Raw genomic sequence first — 23,813 nt, 5'->3', positions numbered from 1 at the left:
GCCGATTTCCACCATCCAATTGATTTTAAACTACGTATTTCGCCGGTTGGTAAATTCGCAAACGGCGTTAAAGGTTTTCTTTCCGTGGATTCCGGTTCTGTTTGTAATTCTTCAAAATAATGTAAAATCAACATGATGCTTGATCCGGCCGCGATGTTTGCACACATGAAGAGGGTGCTTTGGGAACAACGGGCTCAACGCCGAGTTACAGAATGATCAAGTTTGCCCGAAATTAGCTTTAATCTTCGGCCATTTTCTGTTGCGAGAGTCATCACGAGCCTTATGCTTTCGGACATAAAATCAAACCTTTGTGGGTTGCCGTCATATATGGCGGATGACCTTGAGATCTAGCGGAGCCTGACTGTTGAAAAAAATCCTTGCTGCAATTGGTGCACTTCTCGTGGTTCTTGTTGCCGCGTTGCTGATCATTCCGTCGCTGATCGACTGGAATGGCTATAAGGCACAGATCAGTCAGGCTGTCCGTGATGCGACCGGACGCGAACTGAACCTTGCTGGCGATCTGTCGATGTCTCTCATCCCGTCGCCCTCCTTGACGGCAACCGATGTCAGCCTGGGCAATGTGCCAAGCGCACAGGATGCCAACATGGTCGAGATTGGCGAGGTCCGGGTTTCCGTTGCCTTGATGCCGCTTCTGACCGGTAATGTGCAGGTGACTGAAGTCAGCCTGATCAATCCGGTGATTGCCATCGAAACCTTTGAAGATGGCAGCAACAACCTTGTGTTCGATCCCGATCAGGCAACGCGTTCAGGTCCGGATGCTGGCATGATCACCACGCCGGGCACGGATAGTGAAACAACGTCGGCACCGGCTGAAGGCGGAGACGCTGCAGCTGAAAGCGGCGACGCGGCAGGCAGTGATTTCGCCAGCACCATTCAGGTTGATCGTCTCGAGATCGAAAATGCGACCATCATCTATCGCGCGCCGGGCTCCGAAGAACGTATCGAGGGCCTGACCCTTGGTGTATCCGCCCAGACCCTGAATGGCCCGATCGAGGGTGAAGGTTATGTCTTCTATCGTGGTATCCCGCTGACCTTTGCACTGAATGTCGGAGAAATCAGCCAGACCGCCCCGTTCCCGGTCAGCCTGAAACTCGGCATTGATGAGGTTGATGGGGGTGTTACCGTTGCCGGGCGTGTCGATCTTTCATCGGAGAACCCAGGTTTTGACGGCGAAATCGACAGTGATTTTGACGATCTGCGCGAAGCTGCCCTTCGCATTGCCGGTGACAACGCCGATATCCCCGATATCGCCGCCAAGCCGCTTGATCTTGGCGGACATATTACCGCCAATGCCAAATCGGTCACGCTCAATGATCTTTCGATCCGCTTTGGTGAAACCCGCGGGTCGGGCGCGATTGCCATTGATCAGGAACCGAGCCTGAGTGCCGATGTTGCCCTTCGCTTTAACCAGCTTGATCTTGATAGCATTCTGGTCCTTGCCGATATGGGCGATGGCGCTGCGTCGCCTGCAGCCAGCGACAATGGCGAAAGCACATCACCAGCGTCAGGCGATGCGGAAGGTGGCGCGCAATCCATTCCTTCGCAAAGTTCGGTCAAGAAATCTGGTGCGGCCGACGCCCCGGTCATTCCGGCCGATCTGACCGCCTCGATCGATTTTGAAGTCGAAACCCTGATCTATAATCAAACACCGGTCCACAATGCGCGGATCAATGCCGCAATCGCCAACAGCAAAGTCACGCTGAACGAGGTGTCCGCCGGTCTGCCGGGCGGAACCGACGTCGCCGTGTTTGGCAGCATTTCCGGTGAAACCCCAACACCAAGTGCCGAGCTGAGCTACGAAGTGGCCTCGGAAAATATCCGTGCTGTTATTCGTTGGCTGGGGGCGGATGTGGATGGCATTCGTGCTGATCGTCTGCGCCGGTTCTCCTTGACCGGTGGCATTGAAGGAACCCCGGAACAGCTTAACATTTCCGACCTTGATCTGCGGGTAGATGACACCGCCATTCGGGGTGCGGTTGTCGCCAATCTGAGTGGATCGGGCCTGCCGGCATTGGGCATTGGGCTCAAGCTTGATCGTATCAACCTTGATCAATACATCGCCGCCAGCCCGGATGCAGAGGTTTCAGTCTCCACGACGTCGGATGCGGGTTCTGCGTCATCCGGCGAGGGTGGAACAGAATCTTCGGGGACCGGCAGTGCGTCTGCGCCAAAGCCCGATATGGTCAAGGTGATCAAGGATGCGTTGGCGCCGCTTGAAGGGCTTGCGGCCAATTACCGACTGGCGGCCGATGAAATCATTTCATCGGGTGTCTCGGTACGGGGCATTTCAATTGATGGCAGCATCATCGGCCCGAATATTACGCTCACCAACTTTGCCGTTGCTGATGCCGCCGGGCTTTCGGCCAGTGCAAAGGGTGTGTTTAACGGTTCGGCCAATGTTCCGGCCTTTGATAATTTGTCGGTGCGCGTGACCGCCAAAACGCTTGAGCCGCTGGCAAGGCTTACGGGCATTACCCTGCCGGCCCCGGCCAGCAGCTACAAGAGTGTTCAGGCCAATCTTGGTCTGAATGGTCTGGTGACGGGTCCGACGGTTGCGGTTGATGTTTCCAACCCGCTTCTCCAGGTGGCCCTTGATGGGGTTGTTTCGGAAATGCTGGGCAGCAATCCGGGCATTGATGGCAAGCTTGCCGTGCAGGCATCAAGCCTGAACCGGGCGCTGGAACTTCTCGCACCGACCTATACGCCATCGGGCAATCTTGGCCGTCTGGCGGTGTCGGGCAATGTTCAGGGCAATGCGCAGAATGTCGCGCTGGATGGACTTAAGCTTATCCTTGGGGCGTTTGAAACCAATGGTAACGTCCGTTTCGATGCGTCGCAGGCACAGCCCAAGCTTTCTGTCAGCCTTTCTGGTGGCACGCTTGTCGTCGATCCGTTGCTGCCAGCTGCAGAACGCGCAAGCCTGATGCCTGGTATCGGCAGTGGTCCGCGCAAGGCGGCATTCAATCTGCCAAAATCCATGACGGTCACCCGGGTCGATGCGCGTGATGGCACGCCGTGGGATGACAATGAGATTGATGTGTCGGCCCTGCGCTCGATCGATGCGGATATCGCCATCGGACTGGATCAGCTTGATTTTGATACCTACAGCCTGATCAATCCGGACCTGAAGGCAAATCTGGTTGGGGGTCTTCTGACCATTCCGTCCTTTACCGGGCTTTTGGGGCAGGGCGATCTTGCCATCAACGGGACATTTGATGCCCGCAGTGCAGATGTTCCGAAACTGGCGCTTGCCGGCAAGCTTGATGGCGCACGGATCGAAAGCCTGGCGCCGATCAAGGTTGCCAATGACACCATCCTGGGTGGGGCAGGCCTGACATTTGATGTTAATGCCAATGGCAACACATCGCGTCGTCTGGTCTCGGCACTTAATGGCACCGCCAATCTGGTTTTGAATGACGTGCGTTTCAGCAATGCGGATAATCGTTCAACGGACCCGAGCCTGAATATCGAAGCTCTGCTGCGTCAGGGCCCGCAGGCCATGGTGGTTGAAGGGGTCGGTAATAACGATCTGTTGCAGTCACTTGAAGCCGACATGACCATTACCGACGGGATTGCCAAGACCACCCGTGTTGCTGCCGTTTCGCGCGTTGGTACGGCGGATGCGGATGCCACCCTTGATCTGCCGCGCTGGGTGATGGATACGCAGGCCGACTTTGATTTCTCGGAAAAAATCGAAGAACTGCCGCCGTTCAGTGTCTATGCCAAAGGCAAGATTGACGATCCGGCCATTACCGGGCGGATGGACAAGGTCGCTGTGCGCGTTCTTGATAACATCATCGACAAGGCACTTGGTGGTGATGGTTCAAGTGATGGCGGGTCCGGGTCTGGCAGTGGCTCCGCCGAGGACGCGGCCAAAGGGCTTCTGAAAGGTCTGTTGAACCAGTTCGGTCGCTAACACTTTCGAGCGGTGTAATTACCCCAAAACGGCTCCACTTTGTGGGGCCGTTTTTGTTTATGATCAATGGGTTGATTAAGGGGTGTCATAAATAAGCAAAAAAACCTTAACAAAGAGGTCCGGCTTCGACATGATCCGCCCGTCGATTCCCTTTGACGGTAACGGTTGATTATGTTGGTAAAGAAAACTGCTCTGGATAAGGATCTCAGGTGGCAAAAGCGCATGGATGCGGGGCTGGGTGAAACAGCGTCGATCAGTGCAAAGCTGGGTCTGGCACTTGTTTTCCTCCTTGCCTGTAGTGCGTTTGTTGCCTTTCACATGGGTGGTCTGCCGCAAAGCGGCTTTCTGATCGCTGCGGCCGTTATCGGCGGCTATATGGCGCTTAACATTGGCGCCAATGATGTGGCCAACAATGTGGGTCCGGCGGTCGGGTCCAAGGCGCTGACCATGGTTGGCGCGTTGTTGATTGCCGCCATCTGCGAAGCTGCCGGTGCGATCATTGCCGGTGGCGATGTCGTCGGCACCATCAAAAAAGGCATCATTGATCCAACCGCCATGCCCGATGCACAGACCTTTGTGTGGGCGATGATGGCGGCGCTTCTGGCAGCAGCCCTTTGGCTTAACCTGGCGACGTGGCTTGGCGCGCCGGTTTCAACCACCCACTCGATTGTTGGCGGGGTGATGGGGGCTGGTATGGCAGCCGTTGGTCTTGGTGCGGTCAATTGGCCGACCATGGGAACCATCGCGGCAAGCTGGGTGATTTCTCCGGTGCTGGGCGGTTTGATCGCGGCCGGTTTCCTGGCTTTCATCAAATTCCGGGTGCTGTATCAGAATGACCGCGTGACGGCTGCACGCAAATGGGTGCCGGTTCTGGTCGCCTTGATGGTTTCGGTCTTCTCGGTCTATCTGATGATGAAGGGCGTCAAGAAAATCTGGAAGGCCGACATTTCCGTCGTGCTGGCGATTGGTGTTGCCGCCTTCTTCCTGACCCTTATTCCGATGCGCAAGGCTGTCATCCGGGCTTCTGCCAATATGGAAGGCCGCCGTAAGGAAATCGCATCGCTGTTTCGGGTTCCGCTGGTGGTTTCAGCTGCCCTGTTGTCCTTTGCCCACGGTTCGAACGATGTGGCCAATGCCATCGGTCCGCTTGCCGCCATTGTGTCAGGGATTGATAGCGGTGAGATCGTCACATCTGCCCCGATCCCGATCTGGGTGATGGTGATTGGTGCCGTTGGTATCTCTGCTGGTCTGATCCTGTTTGGTCCGAAACTGATTAAGACTGTCGGCTCGAAGATTACCAAGCTCGATCCGATCCGGGCCTATACGGTGGCGCTGTCGGCGGCGATTACCGTGATCATTGCGTCTGCGCTGGGGCTTCCGGTCAGCTCGACCCACATTGCGGTCGGTGCGGTGTTCGGGGTTGGTTTCCTGCGTGAAAGCCTGTCACATCGTCGTCGTAAGATTGCACCGCCGATGCTGGTGGATCGCACTGAGGACGAGCAGGCCGATGCCCATATCGAGGCACTGCGCCAGATCGATCCGAATGAAGCCAAAAAGGCAGAGAAGAAATTCCGCAAGCGCCTGCTGGTGCGCCGTCGCTATGCGGTGACGATTGCGACCGCATGGGTGGTGACGGTTCCGGCCGGTGCCTTCCTTGGTGCGCTGCTGTTCTTCACCATTCGCGGCATCATGCTGTAATCGCATACGAATATAGTTTCGCGGCGCGGCGCCCCACTTTCCCCGGGGCGACTTGCAGCGATCTGCAGCGGCGATCAGGGTTTCCTGATCGCCGTTTTTCCTTGACCGACCTTTGGTCTGCGCGTAAACAGCCGCACCAAAGTTACACAGAATCCGTTCGTGATCGTCGCCCAGTTCGGTGGGCCGCGAGATTTGTTATGCGTGGGTTCACTTGCTTAGAAGGGCTAAAACATGAAAGCGATCATTTTCGGGGTCCTCGCCATGGCGGTGACCGTTGTCGCATCGAACATTCTGGTTGAATACCCGCTGCCGGGCGTTCTGGCCGACTGGCTGACCTATGGCGCCTTTACCTATCCGGTCGCCTTCCTTGTTACCGACCTGACCAACCGTGCCCGTGGGGCGGCGGCGGCACGTGTTGTCGTGCTGGCCGGTTTTGCGTTGGCAGTTGTTTTGTCGCTGATCTTTGCAGATACCCGTATTGCCATCGCATCGGGATCGGCATTCCTGATTGCCCAGATGCTCGATGTCACCGTGTTTGACAAACTGCGCCGCGCAAGCTGGTGGAAAGCCCCGCTGGTGTCATCGGGGATCGGCTCGGCCGTGGATACTGCCTTGTTCTTCTCGATCGCCTTTGCTGGTACCGGCCTTCCGTGGGATACGTGGGCGATGGGCGATTTTGCCGCCAAGATGATCATGGCACTGACCTGCCTGGCACCGTTCCGTCTGCTGATGAGTGTGATCACCCCGCGCGTCAATGCGGAACCGGCCCGGGGCTGAGCCCAAACGGATACAGGGTCAGGGCGGATCAGATATGCCGTTCATGGCCTTGTGATTTATTCTGAAGGGGCGCATAAGACGCCCCTTCATTTGCTTTTTCAATTGACCCGGAATTGCCCTGATCCATGAAAGTCGATCTGTTCGATTTTGAATTGCCGCGCGAACGCATTGCCGAACATCCGGCCAATCCGCGGGATGCAGCCCGTATGCTTGATTTGTCAGGCGACGGGACACAGGACCGCATCGTGCGTGAGCTACCCGATATTCTGCGTCCCGGTGATTTTCTGATTTCCAATGATACGCGCGTTATTCCGGCCCGCCTTTTTGGCAAACGTGGGGATGCCAAAGTTGAAGTCACCCTGCACAAACAGGAAGGCCTTGGTACTTGGGTGGCGTTTGCCAAACCGGCCAAAAAACTGCGCATCGGGGAAACCTTCAAGGTCAATGACGCATTCGAAGCCGAAGTTCTTGCCAAGAAGGATGGCGGCGAAGTTACCTTGCGCTTTAATAAATCCGGTGCCGACCTGATCGCGGCCCTTGAAGAATTCGGTGTCATGCCACTGCCGCCCTATATCCGGCGTGATGCCGGTGGCGATGATCAGGACAAGTCCGATTATCAGACCATCTTTGCCCAAAAGGATGGCGCGGTGGCGGCCCCGACGGCGGGATTGCATTTTACCCCGGATCTTCTGGCCAATCTCGATGCGCGCGGGATCAATCGCCGCACGATCACGCTTCATGTCGGGGCGGGGACGTTCCTGCCGGTCAAGGTTGATGATACCGACGATCACAAGATGCATGCTGAATGGGGATCGATCAGCAAGGAAATCGCGGACCTGATCAACGAAACCCATGCCAATGGCGGACGGGTGATTGCGGTGGGGACTACGTCGCTGCGTTTGCTTGAAAGTGCGGCGCGCGAAGACGGGGTGGTTGAACCGTTTGAGGCAGAGACCGACATCTTTATCACGCCGGGCTACAAGTTCCGCGCGGTGGATATGCTTTTGACCAACTTCCATCTGCCGCGCTCGACCCTGTTTATGCTGGTCTCGGCCTTTGCCGGGTTTGAGCGGATGAAGGCGGCCTACAACCACGCCATCGAAAACGAATACCGCTTTTATTCCTATGGCGATTGCAGCCTGCTTGAATGCGCCAACAAAATTGATGCACGGACATAAGAACCGATGACCGAATTTCGCTATGAATTGCTTGCCCAGGATGGCAAGGCCCGTCTGGGACGCATTCACACCGCCCACGGCGTCATTGATACGCCGACTTTCATGCCGGTCGGCACGGCTGCGACAGTTAAGGGCATGCTGCCTGAAAACGTCGCCGATACAGGGGCGCAGATCCTTCTGGGCAATACCTATCACCTCATGCTGCGCCCGGGTGCGGAACGCATCGCGCGTTTGGGTGGTCTGCATAAATTCATGAACTGGGACAAACCGATCCTGACCGACAGTGGCGGGTATCAGGTCATGTCACTGGCAAAACTGCGCAAGATCACCGAAGACGGTGTGACCTTCAAAAGCCATATCGACGGGCGCAAGTTCAACCTGACGCCGGAACGCTCGATGGAAATCCAGCATCTGCTGGGCTCGACCATTACCATGGCGTTTGATGAATGCACCCCGTTCCCGGCGACCGAACAGCAGGCGCGCGAAAGCATGCAGATGTCGATGCGCTGGGCGAAACGGTCCAAGGATGCGTTTGTGAACCGCGAAGGGTACGCGCTTTATGGCATTCAGCAGGGCAGTGTTTTTGAAAACCTGCGGCGTGAAAGCTCCGAAAAGCTCGCTGAACTCGATCTTCCGGGCCATTCGGTGGGCGGTCTTGCGGTTGGCGAAGGCCAGCAGATCATGTTTGATACGCTTGATTTCTGCGTTGATATGCTGCCGAGCAACAAGCCGCGCTATCTGATGGGGGTTGGCAAACCGTCCGACCTTGTCGGTGCGGTGATGCGCGGGATTGACCAGTTTGATTGTGTGCTGCCGACGCGTTCCGGGCGTAATGCGCAGGCCTTTACCCATCGCGGGACATTGAACCTTAAAAACGGTCGTCATCGCGATGATGATCGTCCGCTCGATGATCAGTGCGGTTGCCCGGCCTGTACGAAGTATTCGCGTGCCTATCTACATCATCTTATCAAGGCGGGCGAAATCCTTGGTGCGGTTCTGCTGACCTGGCACAACCTTGCCTATTATCAGGACCTGATGCGTGGCATGCGCGAAGCCATTGCCGAGGGACGCATGGACGCCTTTGCGCGCGATTTCTATGCCGGACAGGAAGGCGGGGATATCGATCCCGTGCCGATTATCGAGGATTAAGCCATGGCCGATCAAACGATCTATGACAACCTGACCATGCTGGGCGGCGATACTCAGCAACCGGCATCGCCAGATGAAGCTGTTCTGGAGCGCGTTTCAAATCCGCAGGCCGGAACCGATTACTGCGTGCGGTTTGTTGCACCGGAATTTACATCGCTTTGCCCGATCACGGGCCAGCCGGATTTCGCCCATCTGGTGATTGATTATGTGCCCGGTGACTGGCTGGTGGAAAGCAAGTCGCTCAAGCTTTTCCTGACCTCGTTCCGCAACCACGGATCTTTCCATGAAGATTGCACGATCAAGGTCGGCAAACGCATTGTCGAGACCCTTGATCCGAAATGGCTGCGCATTGGCGGATACTGGTATCCGCGCGGCGGCATTCCGATTGATGTGTTTTATCAGACCGGCCCGGCCCCGGATGGTGTCTGGATCCCCGAACAGGGTGTGGCCCCGTATCGCGGACGCGGTTAAGCACCAGAACGGGTACCACAGCACGCATAAGCTAATGGAAAAGACCGCTACGGAATGCCGGGCGGTCTTTTTGTTTGTCGGCAATTAAGCGGTTTGAGTCGGCTGGTATTTTGCGAATTATTCTCATTGTCATAAGTTGAGTTTGCTGTTATTCGATTGCCATCAGGTATTTGCCTGTCTTTTGGCAACGAATGGTCGACATCAATGGCGCGCAGCAGCGCATCAATCTTGATTGCAAGTTTTCAGGAAAACTATGAACAGCTTCTGCGGTTTTTGACTCGGAAGCTTAATGGCGATTCTGAACGCGCAGCCGATGTGGTGCAGGATACCTATGTCCGGCTTGCCGGAACGTCCGACCTTGATGAAACCATCGATAATCCGCGTGCTTATATCTATCGCGTGGCGGGGAACCTTGCGATTGATCGCATTCGTCGTGAACGGCGGATGTCGGCGCATGTCGAAACGGATCAGGCGCAATCAGACATTCTTGATCCCAAGCCCGGTCCGGAAAAGATTGTCCTTTCGCGTGAACAGATCGCGATCATGGATAAAGCGCTTTCCGAGTTGCCCGATAAACCGCGCCAGGCACTTTTGCTGTTTCGTGTTGATGGGCTGTCACACACCGAAATCGCTGACCGGCTGGGTGTTTCAAACAGCATGGTCGCCAAATATATCGCGCGTGCTTTAAAGCATTGCCGTGATGCCCTTTTGGCGGAGGGCAAAAAATAATGATAAATTTTGTTGCGGATTTGATCGCGGTTATTCGTCTAATGAACAGGGGTTGCGTGTCAGGCGTGGCCGGAATGGATATTCGGGGATACAGGTTTTGACGTCCGGTATAAGCACAGACCAGGCCATAGTGCTGCAGGACTATGACGATGACATGATCGTACTCAGCGATCAGGCCATCGAACGTCTGGTGCGTCTGCATTCCGGGGATGCCGCGTCTGCCGAGTTTCATGAATTCGAAATCTGGCGCGCCCAAAGCGACGCCCATGAACGCGCCGCCCGCGATGCAGAAAGCCTGATTGGTGCCGTTGGCGAAACCCAAATCGCCCAGCATGCCGACTGGCGCGAGCCGGTTGCCCTGCAAGGCGCGTCGTTGACCTCGACTGTCTCCAACAACCCATCGGCTTCTGCGCGGTCGTACGGTTTTATGCGTCGACGCCCGGTTGTTTCTGCCGTGGCCGGTATCGCTGCGATGCTGATGCTGGTGTTTGCGGGCTTTGAAGCCGGGGACATATGGAACCGCTATAACGCGGACTATGTGACCGATACGGGGCAGTATCAGACCATCGAACTTCCCGACGGGTCTGTGGCGCATATGAATACGGCATCTGCCTTCTCGATTGATTTTTCCGGTGATGTGCGGCGTGTCAGTTTGGCGTTCGGTGAAGTCATCTTTGATGTTGCCAAGGATGCAAACCATCCCTTCATCGTTTCTGCGCTTGATGGGCAGGCAATGGCCGTTGGTACCGTGTATGGCGTGCGGATCACAGATGATTGCGCAAAGGTTACTGTGCAGGAAGGCATTGTTGAGGTGCGCAATGGAGGGGGTTCTGCCCTTCGACTGTCAGCGGGCGAACAGGCAACCTATCAAAACGGGCAGGTGCCTGAACTGAACGCCGGTGTCGATCTTGGTGGCTATGGCAGTTGGCAGCGCGGCAAACTGATCTTTAACAGCCGCCCGCTCGGAGATGTCATTGCCGAAGCACAGCGCCACAAGCCGGGACGAATTGTTATCGCCCGGGACGCGCTGCGCGATATGAAAGTGACCGGGGTTTTTGAAACAGCGGAACTTGATGATTTGTTGCAATCGATTGAGCAAACAGCGGGTGCCAGCATCCTTAAGTTGCCGCTGTTGACGGTGATCTACTAGTAAAAGGCATCTGTATTCCAGTGGTTTAGCCAAAAATCAAAAAAAATTGAAAAATCTGGTGCAAGTCTCGTTGGGTGAGATCGTCTTAAGGCCAAAAGCGAATGATTGTAGTTCTGAATATCATTCGCATTGGGAAATATAATCAGAAGGCCTTATGATGAGTTCAGTAAATGCGATGACGAAAACGACCACCGAAGCGTCGGTCAATCTTCGTCATGGGGGATCGCGCAGCCTTTGGGTGCGCAGGCTTGTTGCAACCACACTTATTTCCGGCTCGGCCATCCTGAGCCCGTGGCAGGCAGAAGCGGCCAATATGGAGCCGCAGGTTGGGCCGCGTATCGAAATCGCCCAATCGATGATTGTTACACTCGATATTCCGGCACAGGACCTTGACCGTGCATTGACTGCATTGGCAGATCAGGCTGATTTGAAACTGTTTTTTCCATCCGAGGGGCTTGGCGGACTTGAAGTGCCAGCACTTCAAGGGAAAATGTCGGTTGATGCTGCTCTTTCAAGGCTTCTGAGTGGATCTGGATTTACCTGGCGATTTACCGATGATGGAATCATCACCATCGAGAAGGTTGCTGCAGAAGGCGAAAACGTTCTTGATCCTGTTCGGGTTGAAGCGAATGCATTGGGCCCAAGAAAACCTCTTCCCGGAGTATACGCCGGTGGTTTAGTGGCAACAGGTGGCCGCGCCGGAGTCCTTGGAAACATGGACAATATGGATAGTCCGTTTTCGACGACTAGCTATACGAGTGAACTGATCCAAAGCCTTAACGCACAGGACATTGCGGATGTAGTGGATAGTGATCCATCGGTCACCAATTCGATTGGCAGCGGGACTTTCGCTAATCGATTTACCGTGCGAGGGTTTGATCTGGATGTCAGTGACGTATCCATGGACGGTATGTATGGGACAGTGCCGCGCCAGTTGCCTGCAATAGAAATGTTCGAGCGTGTTGAAGTATTGAAGGGGGGATCAACATTCCTGAACGGGGTGCCGCCGACATCGTCTGGGGTTGGTGGAACGATCAACCTTGTGCCGAAAAGGGCGACGAATGCCCCTGTTACAGATTTCACATCGAGTTACGGCGGAACCAGCCAAGTAGGTGGGCATCTTGATGTTGGTCGCCGGTTTGGTGCTGATAACCGGTTCGGTGCTCGGAGCAATATCCTTTACCGGAATGGTGGAACCGCGATTGACGATGAAAACCGGGAAACCAAACTAGCCGCACTCGCCCTTGATTATCTTGGAGAGAGACTGCGCGTGAATCTCGATGTCGCATTTAACGAGCAAAATATTGAGAATGGCCGTACTGGTATTCGTATTGATTCTGGTCTTACAGGTATACCAGATGCCCCTTCCTCAAGCTTCAATTATAATAGTGAATGGACATATAGTAACCTGCAAGACACGTTCGGGCAGCTTCGCACCGAATATGATGTGACTGACAGCGCAATGATTTATGCCGTAATTGGTGCTCGTCACATGGAGGAAGGTGGCGGTTATTCCACGCCAAAATTAAAAGATGTCGATGGTACGGCGGATTATGGAGCTTCAATAATCAATCGACAGGATGACAGTACCAGTACAATGGTCGGCATGCGTCACGAATTCGAGACAGCTACTATTAAGCATGAACTCAATTTTGGCGCATCAGGTATCTGGCAGAAAAATCATCAGGCCTATGAATTTTATTCAACGGCAGTGGATGGCGGGAACATTTTTGGTAGCCATCCCGCCGGTCACAGTTCGACCGTGACATTTGCGCGAGGTGATCTGGAAGATCTTGCCTTGCGCGACACCACCAGAATGACGAGCTATTTCTTGGCGGACACCTTGAGTTTCTGGGATGATAAAATTCACTTAACCGGGGGACTGCGCCAGCAGAAGATCAATGTGACAACTTTTGATCTGGCAACAGGCGCCGAGTCCGAAAACTACAATGAGACAGAACTGTCTCCCGTAGTTGGTATCGTTGGAAATATTGATGAACAATGGTCGGTTTATGCCAACTACACCGAGTCACTACAACAGGGTGAAACGGCGCCAAACTCTGCAGCAAATACTGGTGAAACGCTTGCACCCTACCAAACGGAACAGTACGAACTAGGCGTAAAGTTCGACTATGGTGTGTTAGGCGGGAGCCTCGCTCTTTTTGAGATTTCCAAACCATCAGCCTATACCAATGCGGATACCTCTATATTTGCTGCAGATGGGGAACAAAAATTACGCGGCGTGGAATTGACTGCTTTTGGAGAACCGGTCAGCGGAGTCCGTGTTCTAGGTGGATTTAGTCTTTATGATGCAGAACTCAGTGGCACGGCAGGGGGGACTAATGATGGAAATAAACCCTCTGGCGTTCCTGACTATGTTGCGAAACTGAATATGGAATATGATCTTCCATTTTTGGATGGTGCAACTGTTAATGCACGGGTGATCCATACCGCTTCGCAGTTCGTCAACGAATCCAATACGTTAGAAATTCCCTCATGGACACGGCTAGACATTGGTGGGCAGTACAAAACTGAGGTTTATGATTACCCGGTTACGTTCCGCGCCAATGTCGAAAACATTACCGATAACAATTATTGGTCGTCGGCAAATGGAGGTTATCTAACTATGGGGGACCCGTTAACTGCGAAGTTTTCATTAACAGCGAACTTCTGATTTCTGCTATCCTTATTTCGTGATGGCCGCAGCTTTGTGCTGCGGCCTTTTGCGTTTTGGGTGGATGATTATATAAGGCAGCAGAGAGAGGCCGTGAAACAAGACAAGCCCGACCCAAGTCATGACGACGAAAACGCGCCAAAACATCACGTTTGAGATGCTTCAGGCCAAAGCCCGTGAAATCGGCTTTGATGTCTGTGGTGTGGCGCGGCCAAAGATTGATGCGCGCAATCAGAAGCGGCTTGATGAATTTGTCGCCGCTGGTGAATACGGCTCCATGGGCTGGATGAATGATCCTGAACGACTGCCGCGTCGGCGTGATCCGGAAAAGCTGTGGGCCGATGTCAAATCGGTCATCGTCCTTGGCAGTAATTATGGCCCGGCGGAAAACCCGATGGCGCTGCTCGATCACCCCGACCGGGCGATGATTTCGGTCTATGCCAAGAACAAGGACTATCACGACCTGATCAAAAAGCGCCTGAAGCAGCTGGCGCGCTGGGTCGTTGAGCAGTCCGGCGGGACGGAGCAGGTCAAGGTGTTCGTCGATACCGCCCCGGTTCTCGAAAAGCCGCTTGGGCAGGCATCGGGCATTGGCTGGCAGGGAAAGCACACCAATCTTGTTTCGCGTGAATTTGGCAGCTGGCTGTTCCTAGGTGAGGTTTTTACAACCCTTGAATTGCCGGAAGCAGAACCGGAAATCGATCATTGCGGGTCCTGCTCGAAATGCCTGTCTGCCTGTCCGACAGATGCCTTTCCAGCCCCTTACAAGCTTGATGCGCGAAAGTGCATTTCCTATCTGACCATCGAACATGACGGACCGATCCCGTTCGAGTTCCGCAAACCCATGGGTAATCGTATCTATGGCTGTGATGATTGTCTTGCAGCTTGCCCATGGAACAAGTTTGCCAGCCGAACGGAAGAATTGGCCTTTATCCCGCGTGTTGAACTGACCGCGCCGCGACTGGCCGATTTTCTTGATCTTGATGATGCGGGCTTTCGCGCCTTCTTTACCGGATCGCCAATCAAGCGGATCGGCCGGACAAAGTTCCTGCGCAATGTTCTGATCGCTGCGGGCAATAGCGGGGCACCGCGTTTGATCCCGCGTATTGAACAGCTGCTGTCAGATGAAAGTGCCTTGATCCGTGCCAGTGCAGTCTGGGCCCTGTCGCAATTGATGGAGCCTGCGGCGTTTGCCCAAAAGCGCGACACATATGCGGCGGGCGAAGCGGACGCAACCGTTCGCGAGGAATGGGATCGGGCTGCAGAAGCAGCCTGATCCGACCTACATATCAAACTTCACGAAATTGAAGTGATAGCGAAGCCCGCCCGCGCTATCGGCAAAGGCAATGCCATAACCCGGTCCGAGCGGATTGGGATCCTGGAGCTCTTCTTCTTTCTCGTGACGGAAATCAAGCGGTTCACCTGATTGGGTGCTGTTGCCCAGAATAAATGGAACGCCAAGCCATGTGCCGGTCGACGGGCGATGCAGGTGACCAAAGAACAGATGTTTGATCTGCGGATTGGCTAAGACGATTTCACCAAGTGCGTCTTCGGCATCAAGGCGGATCGTATCCATGAAGGGCAAACCCATTTTCATCGGTGGGTGGTGCATGAACAGGAAGGTCGGCGTATCGCGATGGGCCGTCAGTTCATCACGCAACCAGTCCAAACGTTGTGCGCACAGCGTACCGTGATGGTGACCGGGCACGATACTGTCCATCATCACAAAGCGCACACCATTGAAGGTTCGCCCGAAATTGACAAAGCCATGAGTGTCGGTCTCGGCAGTCGGGAAGGCATCGCAAAATCCTTCGCGGATATCGTGATTGCCCGGGATAATCAGATAGGGAATGGCAAGGTCCGAGAGGATCTCGACCGCGTGTTCATACTGTTCCGGCGTGCCGCGATGGGTGATGTCACCTGTGATGATGCAGATTTCAGCATCCGCGTGATAGGTATTGACCTCTGCAATGACCTTGCGGAGCGTCGCGGCCGCATCGGGTTGGCGCGATACGTCATTTCGGGCCAGAATGTGAAGGTCGGAAAGATGTATGAATTTCATGTCGATGCCCTATCATGGCGGAAAGCTTTTGAAATCATGGCCGTTTTTACCCAAGAATCAAAGATTAAACGCCGATGGAAGATGCCGTTCGTAAAAGATCAGTGACAATTGCCGGCCACCGGACAAGCTTTTCCCTCGAAGATGCTTTCTGGGAAGCACTGCTCGGCATTGCGGAGCGGCGCGACATGACGCTGGCCGAACTGGTTGTCGAAATCGATACGGAGCGTGAAGGCAACCTTTCGAGTGCCCTGCGTCTGTTTGTCCTGCGCGATCTGCAAAACCGGTTGGCGGGCAGCGATGATGATGCCGAGGTTTCCGATCCTGAAAGCAGCAGCGACCGAATTTAGGCAGGGCATCCATGTGTGGCATCGCGGGCATAATCCAACCAGACGACCTGACTGCCATCAATGCCATGCTCGAAAACCTTGCCCATCGTGGGCCGGATGGTTCGGGCCGCTGGTCTGATCCAGATGGAAAGATCGTTCTTGGATGCACCCGCCTTGCCACAACCGATCTTAGCGATCAGGCCAACCAGCCGTTGATTACGTCAGACGGGCGATTTGTTCTGGTCTTTAACGGCTATATTGCCGGGCATCGGCGCCGGATGCAGGCGGCATGCGGCGATGGACCGGCATTTGAAACCCGAAATGAGGCGGAACTCGTTCTGCAATTGCTGGCCGATGCAATCCGACGTGGGGATGAGCCCGCTCACGTGCTTTCAACCCTGTCCGGGCAATATGCGCTTGCCCTGTGGGACGCAACGCAAGCTTGCCTGTGGTTGGCGCGTGATCCGTTGGGGATCAAACCACTTTATGTCTTTGATTGCCGGGACGGGGACATTGCCTTTGCCTCTGAGATAGCGGCGGTTTCTGCAATTGCGGAACTTGTGCCGGATGAGGCCATCAAGCCGAAATATCTCGCCCATCTTTTCGTGCCCGCACCGGAAACGGGCATAAAGGGGGTAACACTTCTTCCGCCCGGGACGGTCTTGCGGTGGCAGGCGGGTAGGGTTTCAAAAGAACGCATCGCCCACCCTGCAGATCGAGCAAATGGGGCGGGGCGGGTGGCCGGACTCGAAGCATTGCTATCTGTTGTTCGACAATCTGTTGCCGATGCGATGGATGCAGATTGCCCGGTCGGGTGTCTGGTTTCAGGCGGGCTGGACAGCGTCGGGGTTGCGGCACTGGCGTCAGATGTCGCCCGCGAGCGCGCTCAAAAGCCACCGATGGCTTTTGTCATGGGGTTTGATGACCCCGCGATTAACGAAACGGCTGCTGCCCAAAAACTGTGTCGGCATCTTGGACAAGAGTTGCATGTCGTTCCCGCCCCAACACGGCCCGAGGAAATCTATCAGGAACTTGTTGCCGGATTGCGCAGTGTCGGCGGGCCTTTTGCCAATCCGTCGATTGTTCTGATGCGGTGTCTTTCAAAGGCGGTCAGTGCGGATGTCAAAGTTTGCCTGTCTGGCGATGGCGGGGATGAGTGGTTTGGCGGCTATCCGCGCTATCGGGCGGCTCAGGTTTTCGAAAAACACTGGCGACACGTGCCCACGCCCGCGCGACGCTTGATGGCAAAATTGCCGGGGCTTGGCAAACACAGGGAAGTTCATCGCTTTCTTTCGGGGGCGTCAGGTGGCCCCGAGCATGCCTTTGCTGTCTGGAACAATCGATGTGCCATTCCGGAATGCGATGCCCGGATGGCTGTGCGGCCAGAGCTGAATGAGGGGCTGGTTGGTGCCATGATGGATTTCGATCGCGATGTAACCCTGCCCGGTAACCAGCTGCTGATGTCGGATCGGTGCGGGATGGCACATGGTCTGGAATATCGCCTACCGCTTTTGGGGCATGAAGTTGTGCGCATTGCCGCGTCAATTCCAGCATCGCACCACCTTGACGATGGCGCCAAAACACTGTGGCGTCGGGCCATTGCGCCTTATCTGCCAGCAGGGCATATCCAGAACCGCAAGATCGGGTTTAATCCGCCGGTGGCAAAGTGGCTTGATAACGTTGCGCGATATCTGTGGGGGGATGAACGCCTTATTCTTGATGTGGTCTTTGCCGATGTTGCGATCTCACACGCGGTCAAAGCCGCTTACTGGAAACGCGCGGTATCTGGCGATGATCTGGATATGGCGCTTGGTGTCTGGGCGCTGATGGTTTGGCAGATTTGGCAGGATCTGGAGAAATCAGGCGTGTGGGGCGCTGCTGATATTGCGTGACCGACGATACAGGTTGAGCGCGGTCAGGGCCGTCGGGGCCAGTTGCACCACCTGGCGTGACAGCGATAGCAGGCGGTTTTCATCGGGATCATCATCTTCAAAGACCGACTGGGTGGTTTCGCACAGCTCGGAAAGCTGGCGGAGACCAAAGGTGCCTGACGTGCTTTTAAGCGCATGGACTTCATTGCGCACCGTGGTCATGTCGTCTTCTGACAGGGCCTTGTCGATCTTGACCAGACGGGATTCCGTTTCATTGATGAAAATCTCGATCCCGCACCCGGCCCCTTCATCGCCAGCATCGGTATAAAGCTGTTCAAGAATGCGGACATCAAGAACGGGGCTTGTCAGGGATTCCGGACGCGACGGGCGGCCGATCCTGGCACCCTTGCTGCGTTTCTGAATGGCGTTTGGATCGCCGTTGGTGCCCGCACGCCGAATGATCAGTTCCTGCATGGTTTCAATCAGCTTTTGTCGCTGAATGGGTTTGTTGATGAAATCATCAACACCCGATTGGCGGGCAATCACATTCCAGTCGCGCGTTTGATGGGCCGAAAGCGCAATGATCGGCGTGCGTGACACCGGACCATTCATGTGGCGAATGCGTCGGGTCGTATGCAGCCCGTCCATATCGGGCATTTCGACATCCATCAGGATCAGGTCGGCATTCACCCCGCGTTTGAGCATATTCAAGACGGTCTGGCCGTTGCTGGCCTCGACAATGCCATATCCTTCGGCCTGCAGAATCCGCCGCGCGACCATACGGTTGCTTTCGCTGTCATCGGCAATGATCACGGTGCCGATTTTGGCATCGTTGGCAGAGCTTGCCAGGTCGGGGCGGTCGGAGTGCGGGACCTGTGGTTTGACAAAGCAGACAGAAATCATGCCGCCGTCAGCAAGTTCGGTTTCGTTGAAAATCAGGTCTTCTTCGGAAATGCCGGAAATCAATTGTTCCCACGCCGGATTGGCAAAGACAATCCGTTCGTCAGCATCAAAAAGCGCAATGCCAGCCTGCGCTTGTTTAAGGGATTCAATGATCTTCGTTTCCATGAAGCATCCACCGATTCGGTGTCTTGATCTCCACCAAGAAGCATATTTGCGTTTCCAGTATGAAACGCCTCAGTTTCATCTGTGAGTCCCGCTATTTTTACAGTTTTTTCTAATAAGTCCATGTTTTTCCGACCTCACGCAAAATGCGCAGGCGCTCTGAATGAAACAAAAGTCCGAAACATATGTTTCATATGATGGTGTGTTGAAACATTTGTTGAGTGTTGGCGTGACCTGTGTCGTAATCATGTCTTCCTTGGGAATTCACGGGTATCCGGGTCATGGGTGTGCAAACTGATTTGCGTGAAAAGCTGATATCGGACTACGCCAAGCTCAGTCCGCAAATGCAAAAGGCTGCGCGCTATATCCTTGATCATCCAAGTGACGTTGCCCTGCGTTCCATGCGTGCCCTTGCGCGCGCCGCAAACGTGCCGCCAAGTACCGTAACCCGCCTGATGAGTGCGATTGGTGTTAAAACCTGGCAGGAATTTCGCGACCATTATCAGAACCGTCTGCTTGATCAGCCAGCAAGCTACGCGCAGCGCGCACGGGAAACCCAGCGCACGGAAAATGATGCCAATCGGGACGAGCATCTTCTTGAAAGTATCTGCCGGACCGAGATCGATAATATCAGTGCTGCCTTTTCGCCCGAACTCGTTTCCGCGATGATCGAAGCCTGCGAGGCAATCGAAGATGCCCGTCAGGTCTTTATCGTTGGGCGCGGTGCGGCCAGTCCGTCGGCGTCGCAGTTTGCCTATGCCTATCGGCTGTTTTGCGACAATGGGGTTCTGGTCGATGGCCATTCCGGCACCTTTGGCGATGAACTGCGCGGCATCGGGCGACGTGACCTTTTGATTGCTGTCGGGGCGAAGCCCTATATCCGCGACACGGTACGGGCTGTCGAATTCGCCCGCTCCCAGCATTGTCCGGTGATTGCCGTAACAGATTCCGATGTGTCGCCGATTGCGATGGATGCGCTTTGCAAACTTGTCGTGCGCGATACATCACAGTCCTTTTTCCAAAGTTTTACCGCCGCCCTGTCGGTCATGCAGGCCCTTGTTGCCCTGCTGGTTGCACGTGGTGGCCCGAAGGCCCTGCAACGGATCGCTGTTGCAGAAGAACAACTCGCTGTCTTCGATACATACCTTGAAGACTAGGCATTTTACGGAACGTCCGAACATGACCAACGTGTCAAACTCTGCCAATTCCTCTGACCTGGCGCCCAATGCCGGAACCCGCGTGCTCCATCGTACGAGCACATCCACCCCGCCGCGCGCTGTCCGGGGCGAGGGGATTTATATCTTTGATCAGAACGGGAAGAGTTATCTGGATGCCTGCGGGGGGGCGGCGGTATCATGTCTTGGGCATTCCGATCCGGATGTCCGGGCGGCCATGCATGCCCAGATTGATCAGATCGCCTATGCCCATTCCGGGTTCTTTTCATCCGATGCGATGGAAGAACTGGCAGATCAACTTGTCGCATCAGCGCCCGAAGGCATCGACAAGGTCTATTTCGTATCCGGCGGGTCGGAGGCAACGGAAGCCGCCCTTAAAATGGCGCGTCAGTATTTTCTCGAAATCGGACAGCCGGACCGCAAATACGTCATCGCGCGTCGACAGTCCTATCACGGCAACACGCTTGGCGCGTTGTCGGTCGGGGGCAATATGTGGCGGCGCAAACAGTTTGAACCGCTTCTGATTACGGCAAGCCACATTGCACCTGTTTACCAGTATCGCGATCAGCGCGCGGATGAAACGCCAGAGGCCTATGGCCTTCGCGTTGCCAATGAACTGGAAACGGCGATCCTTGAACTGGGTTCCGAAAACGTTGCGGCATTCGTTGCCGAACCGGTTGTCGGGGCTACGGCAGGGGCGCTGGCACCGGTGCCGGGTTATTTCAAACGCGTGCGCGAGATTTGCGATCAATATGGCGTGTTGTTGATCCTCGATGAAGTCATGTGTGGCATGGGGCGCACAGGCACCCTGCACGCGATTGAGCAAGAAGGCATTTCGGGCGATTTGCAAACCATCGCCAAGGGGCTTGGTGCCGGTTATCAGCCGATTGGCGCGGTTCTGGTTTCCAGGAAAATCAACGATGCCATCGCCAATGGATCTGGTTTCTTCCAGCACGGCCATACCTATCAGGGGCACGCAACCGCCTGTGCCGCCGCCCTTGCGACCCAGCGTGCCATCAAGGAACGCAACCTTCTGGCCAATGTGGTCAAACAGGGGAAAAACCTTGTCGACGCGTTGCAGGCCAAGTTGGGGCAGCATCCGTTTGTCGGCGATATTCGTGGACGCGGTCTGTTTCGCGGGGTGGAGCTTGTCGCAAATCGCGAAACCAAGGATCCGTTCGACCCGGCCCTTAAAATCAATGCCAAGATCAAAAAGGCTGCCCTTGCCCGTGGGCTGATGGCCTATCCGATGGGCGGCACGATTGATGGCGTGCGCGGCGACCATGTGCTGTTCGCCCCGGCTTTTATCATCGATGAAACTGATGTCGCCAAGATCGTCGATCTGTTCGCCGGTGCGCTTGATGATGTCTTGAAGGCAGAGGGATTGGTGTAATGGCATATGGTGACAAGCCATTTCTGATCGCATCGGCCCCCAATGGGGCGCGCAAAACACAGGCTGATTGGCCAAATATTCCGATCACCCCGGCCGAAGTTGCCAAAACGGCGGCGGAATGCAAGGCGGCAGGGGCCGCGATGATGCACCTGCATGTTCGCGATGATGACCAGAAACATAGCCTTGATGTCGGTCGGTATCGTGAAATGCTTGCTGAAGTGAAATCCGCTGTCGGCGATGAGATGCTGTTGCAGGTCACGACCGAGGCGGTGGGCATTTACACCGCCCAGCAGCAGATGGAAATGATCAGAAACCTCGTGCCAGAGGCCGTGTCGATTGCCGTGCGCGAAATTGCGCCTGATGATGCCGACCTTAATGCGTTGAAATCATTTTTCGAATTCATGCGCGAAGCACAGGTTGCGCCGCAATTGATCCTGTATGCGCCCGAAGACGTCGCACGCTTTAACCAGCTTGTCGAAATCGGGGTGCTGCCCGGTGACAAGTTCCCGGTTTTGTTTGTGCTGGGGCGTTACACCGAAGGGCAGGTATCGCAGCCGTCTGATCTTTTGCCGTTTATTGGTGCCAGTCCGTATGTCTCGGAATGGATGCTATGTGCCTTTGGCGCTTATGAAAATGCCTGCATTCTGACCGGTGCCGGGCTGGGTGGGCATGCGCGTATCGGATTTGAAAACAATCACCTTAGGGTTGACGGCTCGCCCGCTTCGAATAATGCTGAGCTGATTGCCCAGGCACATGACGGTTCAATCTTGATGGGGCGGCAGATCGCCACAGGCGAACAAGCCCGCCAGATTATGCAACCCGTGTGGTAGGAGGGGCAAAACGAAACAGCTAATACGCAAAAATACGTAAATTCGTCAGGAGGTTTCGGGGTTATAGGCTTTTATTCCGCCATGTCGGACACTATAATCCCCATCGTCGAAACATCTGATTTATCTGATGTTTCCGTGTAATTCAGTCGTTCGATGTCGAACACTGAAATGCCTTATAACAGGGTGTATAAAGGGAGCGAATCCTTATGAAAAAACTTATTGCTGTAGCGGGTGCAGTCGCTGCAATCGCAGGCGCCTCGCTGTTTGCCGGTCAGGCATCGGCACAGGAAAACCGTTTCATCACCATCGGTACCGGTGGTGTGACCGGTGTGTACTACCCGACCGGTGGTGCAATCTGCCGTCTGGTCAACAAGGATCGCAAAGAGCACGGCATTCGTTGCTCGGTCGAATCCACTGGTGGTTCGGTCTACAACATCAACACCATTCGTACCGGCGAGCTGGACATGGGTGTTGCCCAGTCTGACTGGCAGTACCATGCCTATAACGGTACTTCGAAATTCGAAGACCAGGGTCCGTTCGAAGACCTGCGCGCCGTATTCTCCGTCCATCCGGAGCCGTTCACCGTTGTTGCCCGTGCTGATGCCGGCATCAAGACCTTTGACGATCTCAAAGGCAAGCGCGTGAACATCGGTAACCCGGGTTCGGGTCAGCGCGGCACCATGGACATCGTTCTGGCTGCCAAGGGCTGGACCCTTGATGACTTCTCGCTGGCATCCGAACTCAAGCCGGCCGAGCAGTCCCAGGCGCTTTGCGACAACAAGATCGACGCAATGATCTACACCGTTGGTCACCCGTCCGGTTCCATCCAGGAAGCAACTACTGCCTGTGATTCGGTTCTGGTTGAAGTTGCCGGCCCGGCCATCGACAAGCTGATCGCTGACAACCCGTACTACCGTGCTGCCACCATTCCGGGTGGCATGTATCGCGGTAACCCGGATGACGTCGTAACCTTCGGCGTTGGCGCGACCTTCGTGTCCTCGACCAACACCGATGCAGACGTTGTCTACAACGTTGTCAAAGCAGTCTTTGAAAACTTCGATGATTTCAAAAAACTGCATCCGGCATTCTCTGTCCTGAAGAAAGAAGAAATGATCAAGGACGGTCTGTCGGCTCCGCTGCATGACGGCGCAGCTCAGTACTACAAAGAAGCAGGCCTGATGTAATCAGCCTTGGGACGGAGGGCGTTTTTCGCCCTCCGTTTTTCTTTTGCGCCCAACGGGTTTGCTCACAAAAATTGAATAAACATGACACCGTGATTTAGGTGTTGGAGTACTCCGTGGGGGACCGGGTGTGTGTCGACGGAGGCT

The 23,813-nt window shown here is 55.0% G+C and carries 18 protein-coding genes; 16 read left to right on the top strand and 2 right to left on the bottom strand.

What is annotated here, in order from left to right; all coding sequences use genetic code 11:
- Nucleotides 1–364: 364 nt before the first annotated feature.
- The 10 genes from ACXAIA_RS09455 to queG all read left to right on the top strand — a co-directional run bounded on the left by ACXAIA_RS09455 (nt 365) and on the right by queG (nt 15,039).
- On the top strand, nt 365–3,937 hold the full coding sequence (locus ACXAIA_RS09455; protein ID WP_475349101.1) for an AsmA family protein: 3,573 nt from the start codon (nt 365–367) through the stop codon (nt 3,935–3,937).
- Nucleotides 3,938–4,159: 222 nt separating this feature from the next.
- Nucleotides 4,160–5,635: an inorganic phosphate transporter gene (locus ACXAIA_RS09450; RefSeq protein WP_475349100.1), complete on the top strand. Its 1,476-nt coding sequence runs from the start codon at nt 4,160–4,162 to the stop codon at nt 5,633–5,635.
- Nucleotides 5,636–5,866: 231 nt separating this feature from the next.
- The gene (locus tag ACXAIA_RS09445) at nt 5,867–6,412 is read left to right on the top strand and encodes a VUT family protein (protein ID WP_475347457.1); all 546 of its coding nucleotides are present in this window, start codon (nt 5,867–5,869) and stop codon (nt 6,410–6,412) included.
- A gap of 125 nt (nt 6,413–6,537) precedes the next feature.
- Nucleotides 6,538–7,590 carry a tRNA preQ1(34) S-adenosylmethionine ribosyltransferase-isomerase QueA gene (gene queA / locus ACXAIA_RS09440; protein WP_475349099.1) on the top strand — a complete coding sequence of 351 codons (1,053 nt, stop codon included), beginning with the start codon at nt 6,538–6,540 and terminating at the stop codon, nt 7,588–7,590.
- 6 nt (nt 7,591–7,596) lie between these two features.
- Complete coding sequence (tgt, locus tag ACXAIA_RS09435; RefSeq protein WP_475349098.1) at nt 7,597–8,739, top strand: tRNA guanosine(34) transglycosylase Tgt; 1,143 nt, start codon at nt 7,597–7,599, stop codon at nt 8,737–8,739.
- Nucleotides 8,740–8,742: 3 nt separating this feature from the next.
- Complete coding sequence (gene queF, locus ACXAIA_RS09430; protein WP_475349097.1) at nt 8,743–9,210, top strand: preQ(1) synthase; 468 nt, start codon at nt 8,743–8,745, stop codon at nt 9,208–9,210.
- A 204-nt stretch (nt 9,211–9,414) separates the two neighbouring features.
- Nucleotides 9,415–9,939: an RNA polymerase sigma factor gene (locus ACXAIA_RS09425; RefSeq protein WP_475349096.1), complete on the top strand. Its 525-nt coding sequence runs from the start codon at nt 9,415–9,417 to the stop codon at nt 9,937–9,939.
- A gap of 154 nt (nt 9,940–10,093) precedes the next feature.
- Complete coding sequence (locus ACXAIA_RS09420; protein ID WP_475349095.1) at nt 10,094–11,089, top strand: FecR family protein; 996 nt, start codon at nt 10,094–10,096, stop codon at nt 11,087–11,089.
- A gap of 154 nt (nt 11,090–11,243) precedes the next feature.
- Nucleotides 11,244–13,763, top strand: a complete 2,520-nt coding sequence (locus ACXAIA_RS09415) for a TonB-dependent siderophore receptor (RefSeq protein ID WP_475349094.1) — start codon at nt 11,244–11,246, stop codon at nt 13,761–13,763.
- Between the two features lie 121 nt (nt 13,764–13,884).
- The gene (gene queG / locus ACXAIA_RS09410; protein ID WP_475349093.1) at nt 13,885–15,039 is read left to right on the top strand and encodes a tRNA epoxyqueuosine(34) reductase QueG; all 1,155 of its coding nucleotides are present in this window, start codon (nt 13,885–13,887) and stop codon (nt 15,037–15,039) included.
- A gap of 6 nt (nt 15,040–15,045) precedes the next feature.
- Here queG and ACXAIA_RS09405 read toward each other — a convergent pair whose 3' ends face one another.
- Entirely contained in the window at nt 15,046–15,825 is a 780-nt protein-coding gene (locus ACXAIA_RS09405; RefSeq protein WP_475349092.1) for a phosphodiesterase, read from the bottom strand.
- A gap of 74 nt (nt 15,826–15,899) precedes the next feature.
- Between ACXAIA_RS09405 and ACXAIA_RS09400 the strand changes: the two genes are divergently transcribed.
- Nucleotides 15,900–16,172 (top strand): ribbon-helix-helix domain-containing protein, encoded by a 273-nt coding sequence (locus tag ACXAIA_RS09400; protein WP_475349091.1) that lies wholly within the window; start codon nt 15,900–15,902, stop codon nt 16,170–16,172.
- A gap of 11 nt (nt 16,173–16,183) precedes the next feature.
- Nucleotides 16,184–18,043: an asparagine synthase (glutamine-hydrolyzing) gene (gene asnB / locus ACXAIA_RS09395; protein WP_475349090.1), complete on the top strand. Its 1,860-nt coding sequence runs from the start codon at nt 16,184–16,186 to the stop codon at nt 18,041–18,043.
- Here asnB and ACXAIA_RS09390 read toward each other — a convergent pair.
- On the bottom strand, nt 18,011–19,090 hold the full coding sequence (locus ACXAIA_RS09390; protein ID WP_475349089.1) for a response regulator: 1,080 nt from the start codon (nt 19,088–19,090) through the stop codon (nt 18,011–18,013). The genes asnB and ACXAIA_RS09390 overlap by 33 nt on opposite strands.
- A gap of 278 nt (nt 19,091–19,368) precedes the next feature.
- Here ACXAIA_RS09390 and ACXAIA_RS09385 point away from each other — a divergent pair, with 278 nt between their 5' ends.
- The 4 genes from ACXAIA_RS09385 to ACXAIA_RS09370 all read left to right on the top strand — a co-directional run bounded on the left by ACXAIA_RS09385 (nt 19,369) and on the right by ACXAIA_RS09370 (nt 23,669).
- Nucleotides 19,369–20,244, top strand: coding sequence for a MurR/RpiR family transcriptional regulator (locus ACXAIA_RS09385; protein ID WP_475349088.1), 876 nt, complete (start codon nt 19,369–19,371; stop codon nt 20,242–20,244).
- Between the two features lie 22 nt (nt 20,245–20,266).
- Nucleotides 20,267–21,655: an aspartate aminotransferase family protein gene (locus tag ACXAIA_RS09380; protein WP_475349087.1), complete on the top strand. Its 1,389-nt coding sequence runs from the start codon at nt 20,267–20,269 to the stop codon at nt 21,653–21,655.
- Nucleotides 21,655–22,485, top strand: a complete 831-nt coding sequence (locus ACXAIA_RS09375) for a beta-keto acid cleavage family enzyme (protein WP_475349086.1) — start codon at nt 21,655–21,657, stop codon at nt 22,483–22,485. Before ACXAIA_RS09380 ends, ACXAIA_RS09375 begins: the two co-directional genes overlap by 1 nt.
- A gap of 206 nt (nt 22,486–22,691) precedes the next feature.
- Complete coding sequence (locus ACXAIA_RS09370; protein WP_475349085.1) at nt 22,692–23,669, top strand: TAXI family TRAP transporter solute-binding subunit; 978 nt, start codon at nt 22,692–22,694, stop codon at nt 23,667–23,669.
- Nucleotides 23,670–23,813: the final 144 nt, after the last annotated feature.

This window comes from Thalassospira sp. ABL2_045, from assembly GCF_056161285.1.
The sequence above is the reverse complement of the archived record's forward strand: the minus strand, read 5'-3'. Positions and strand labels throughout refer to the sequence as shown.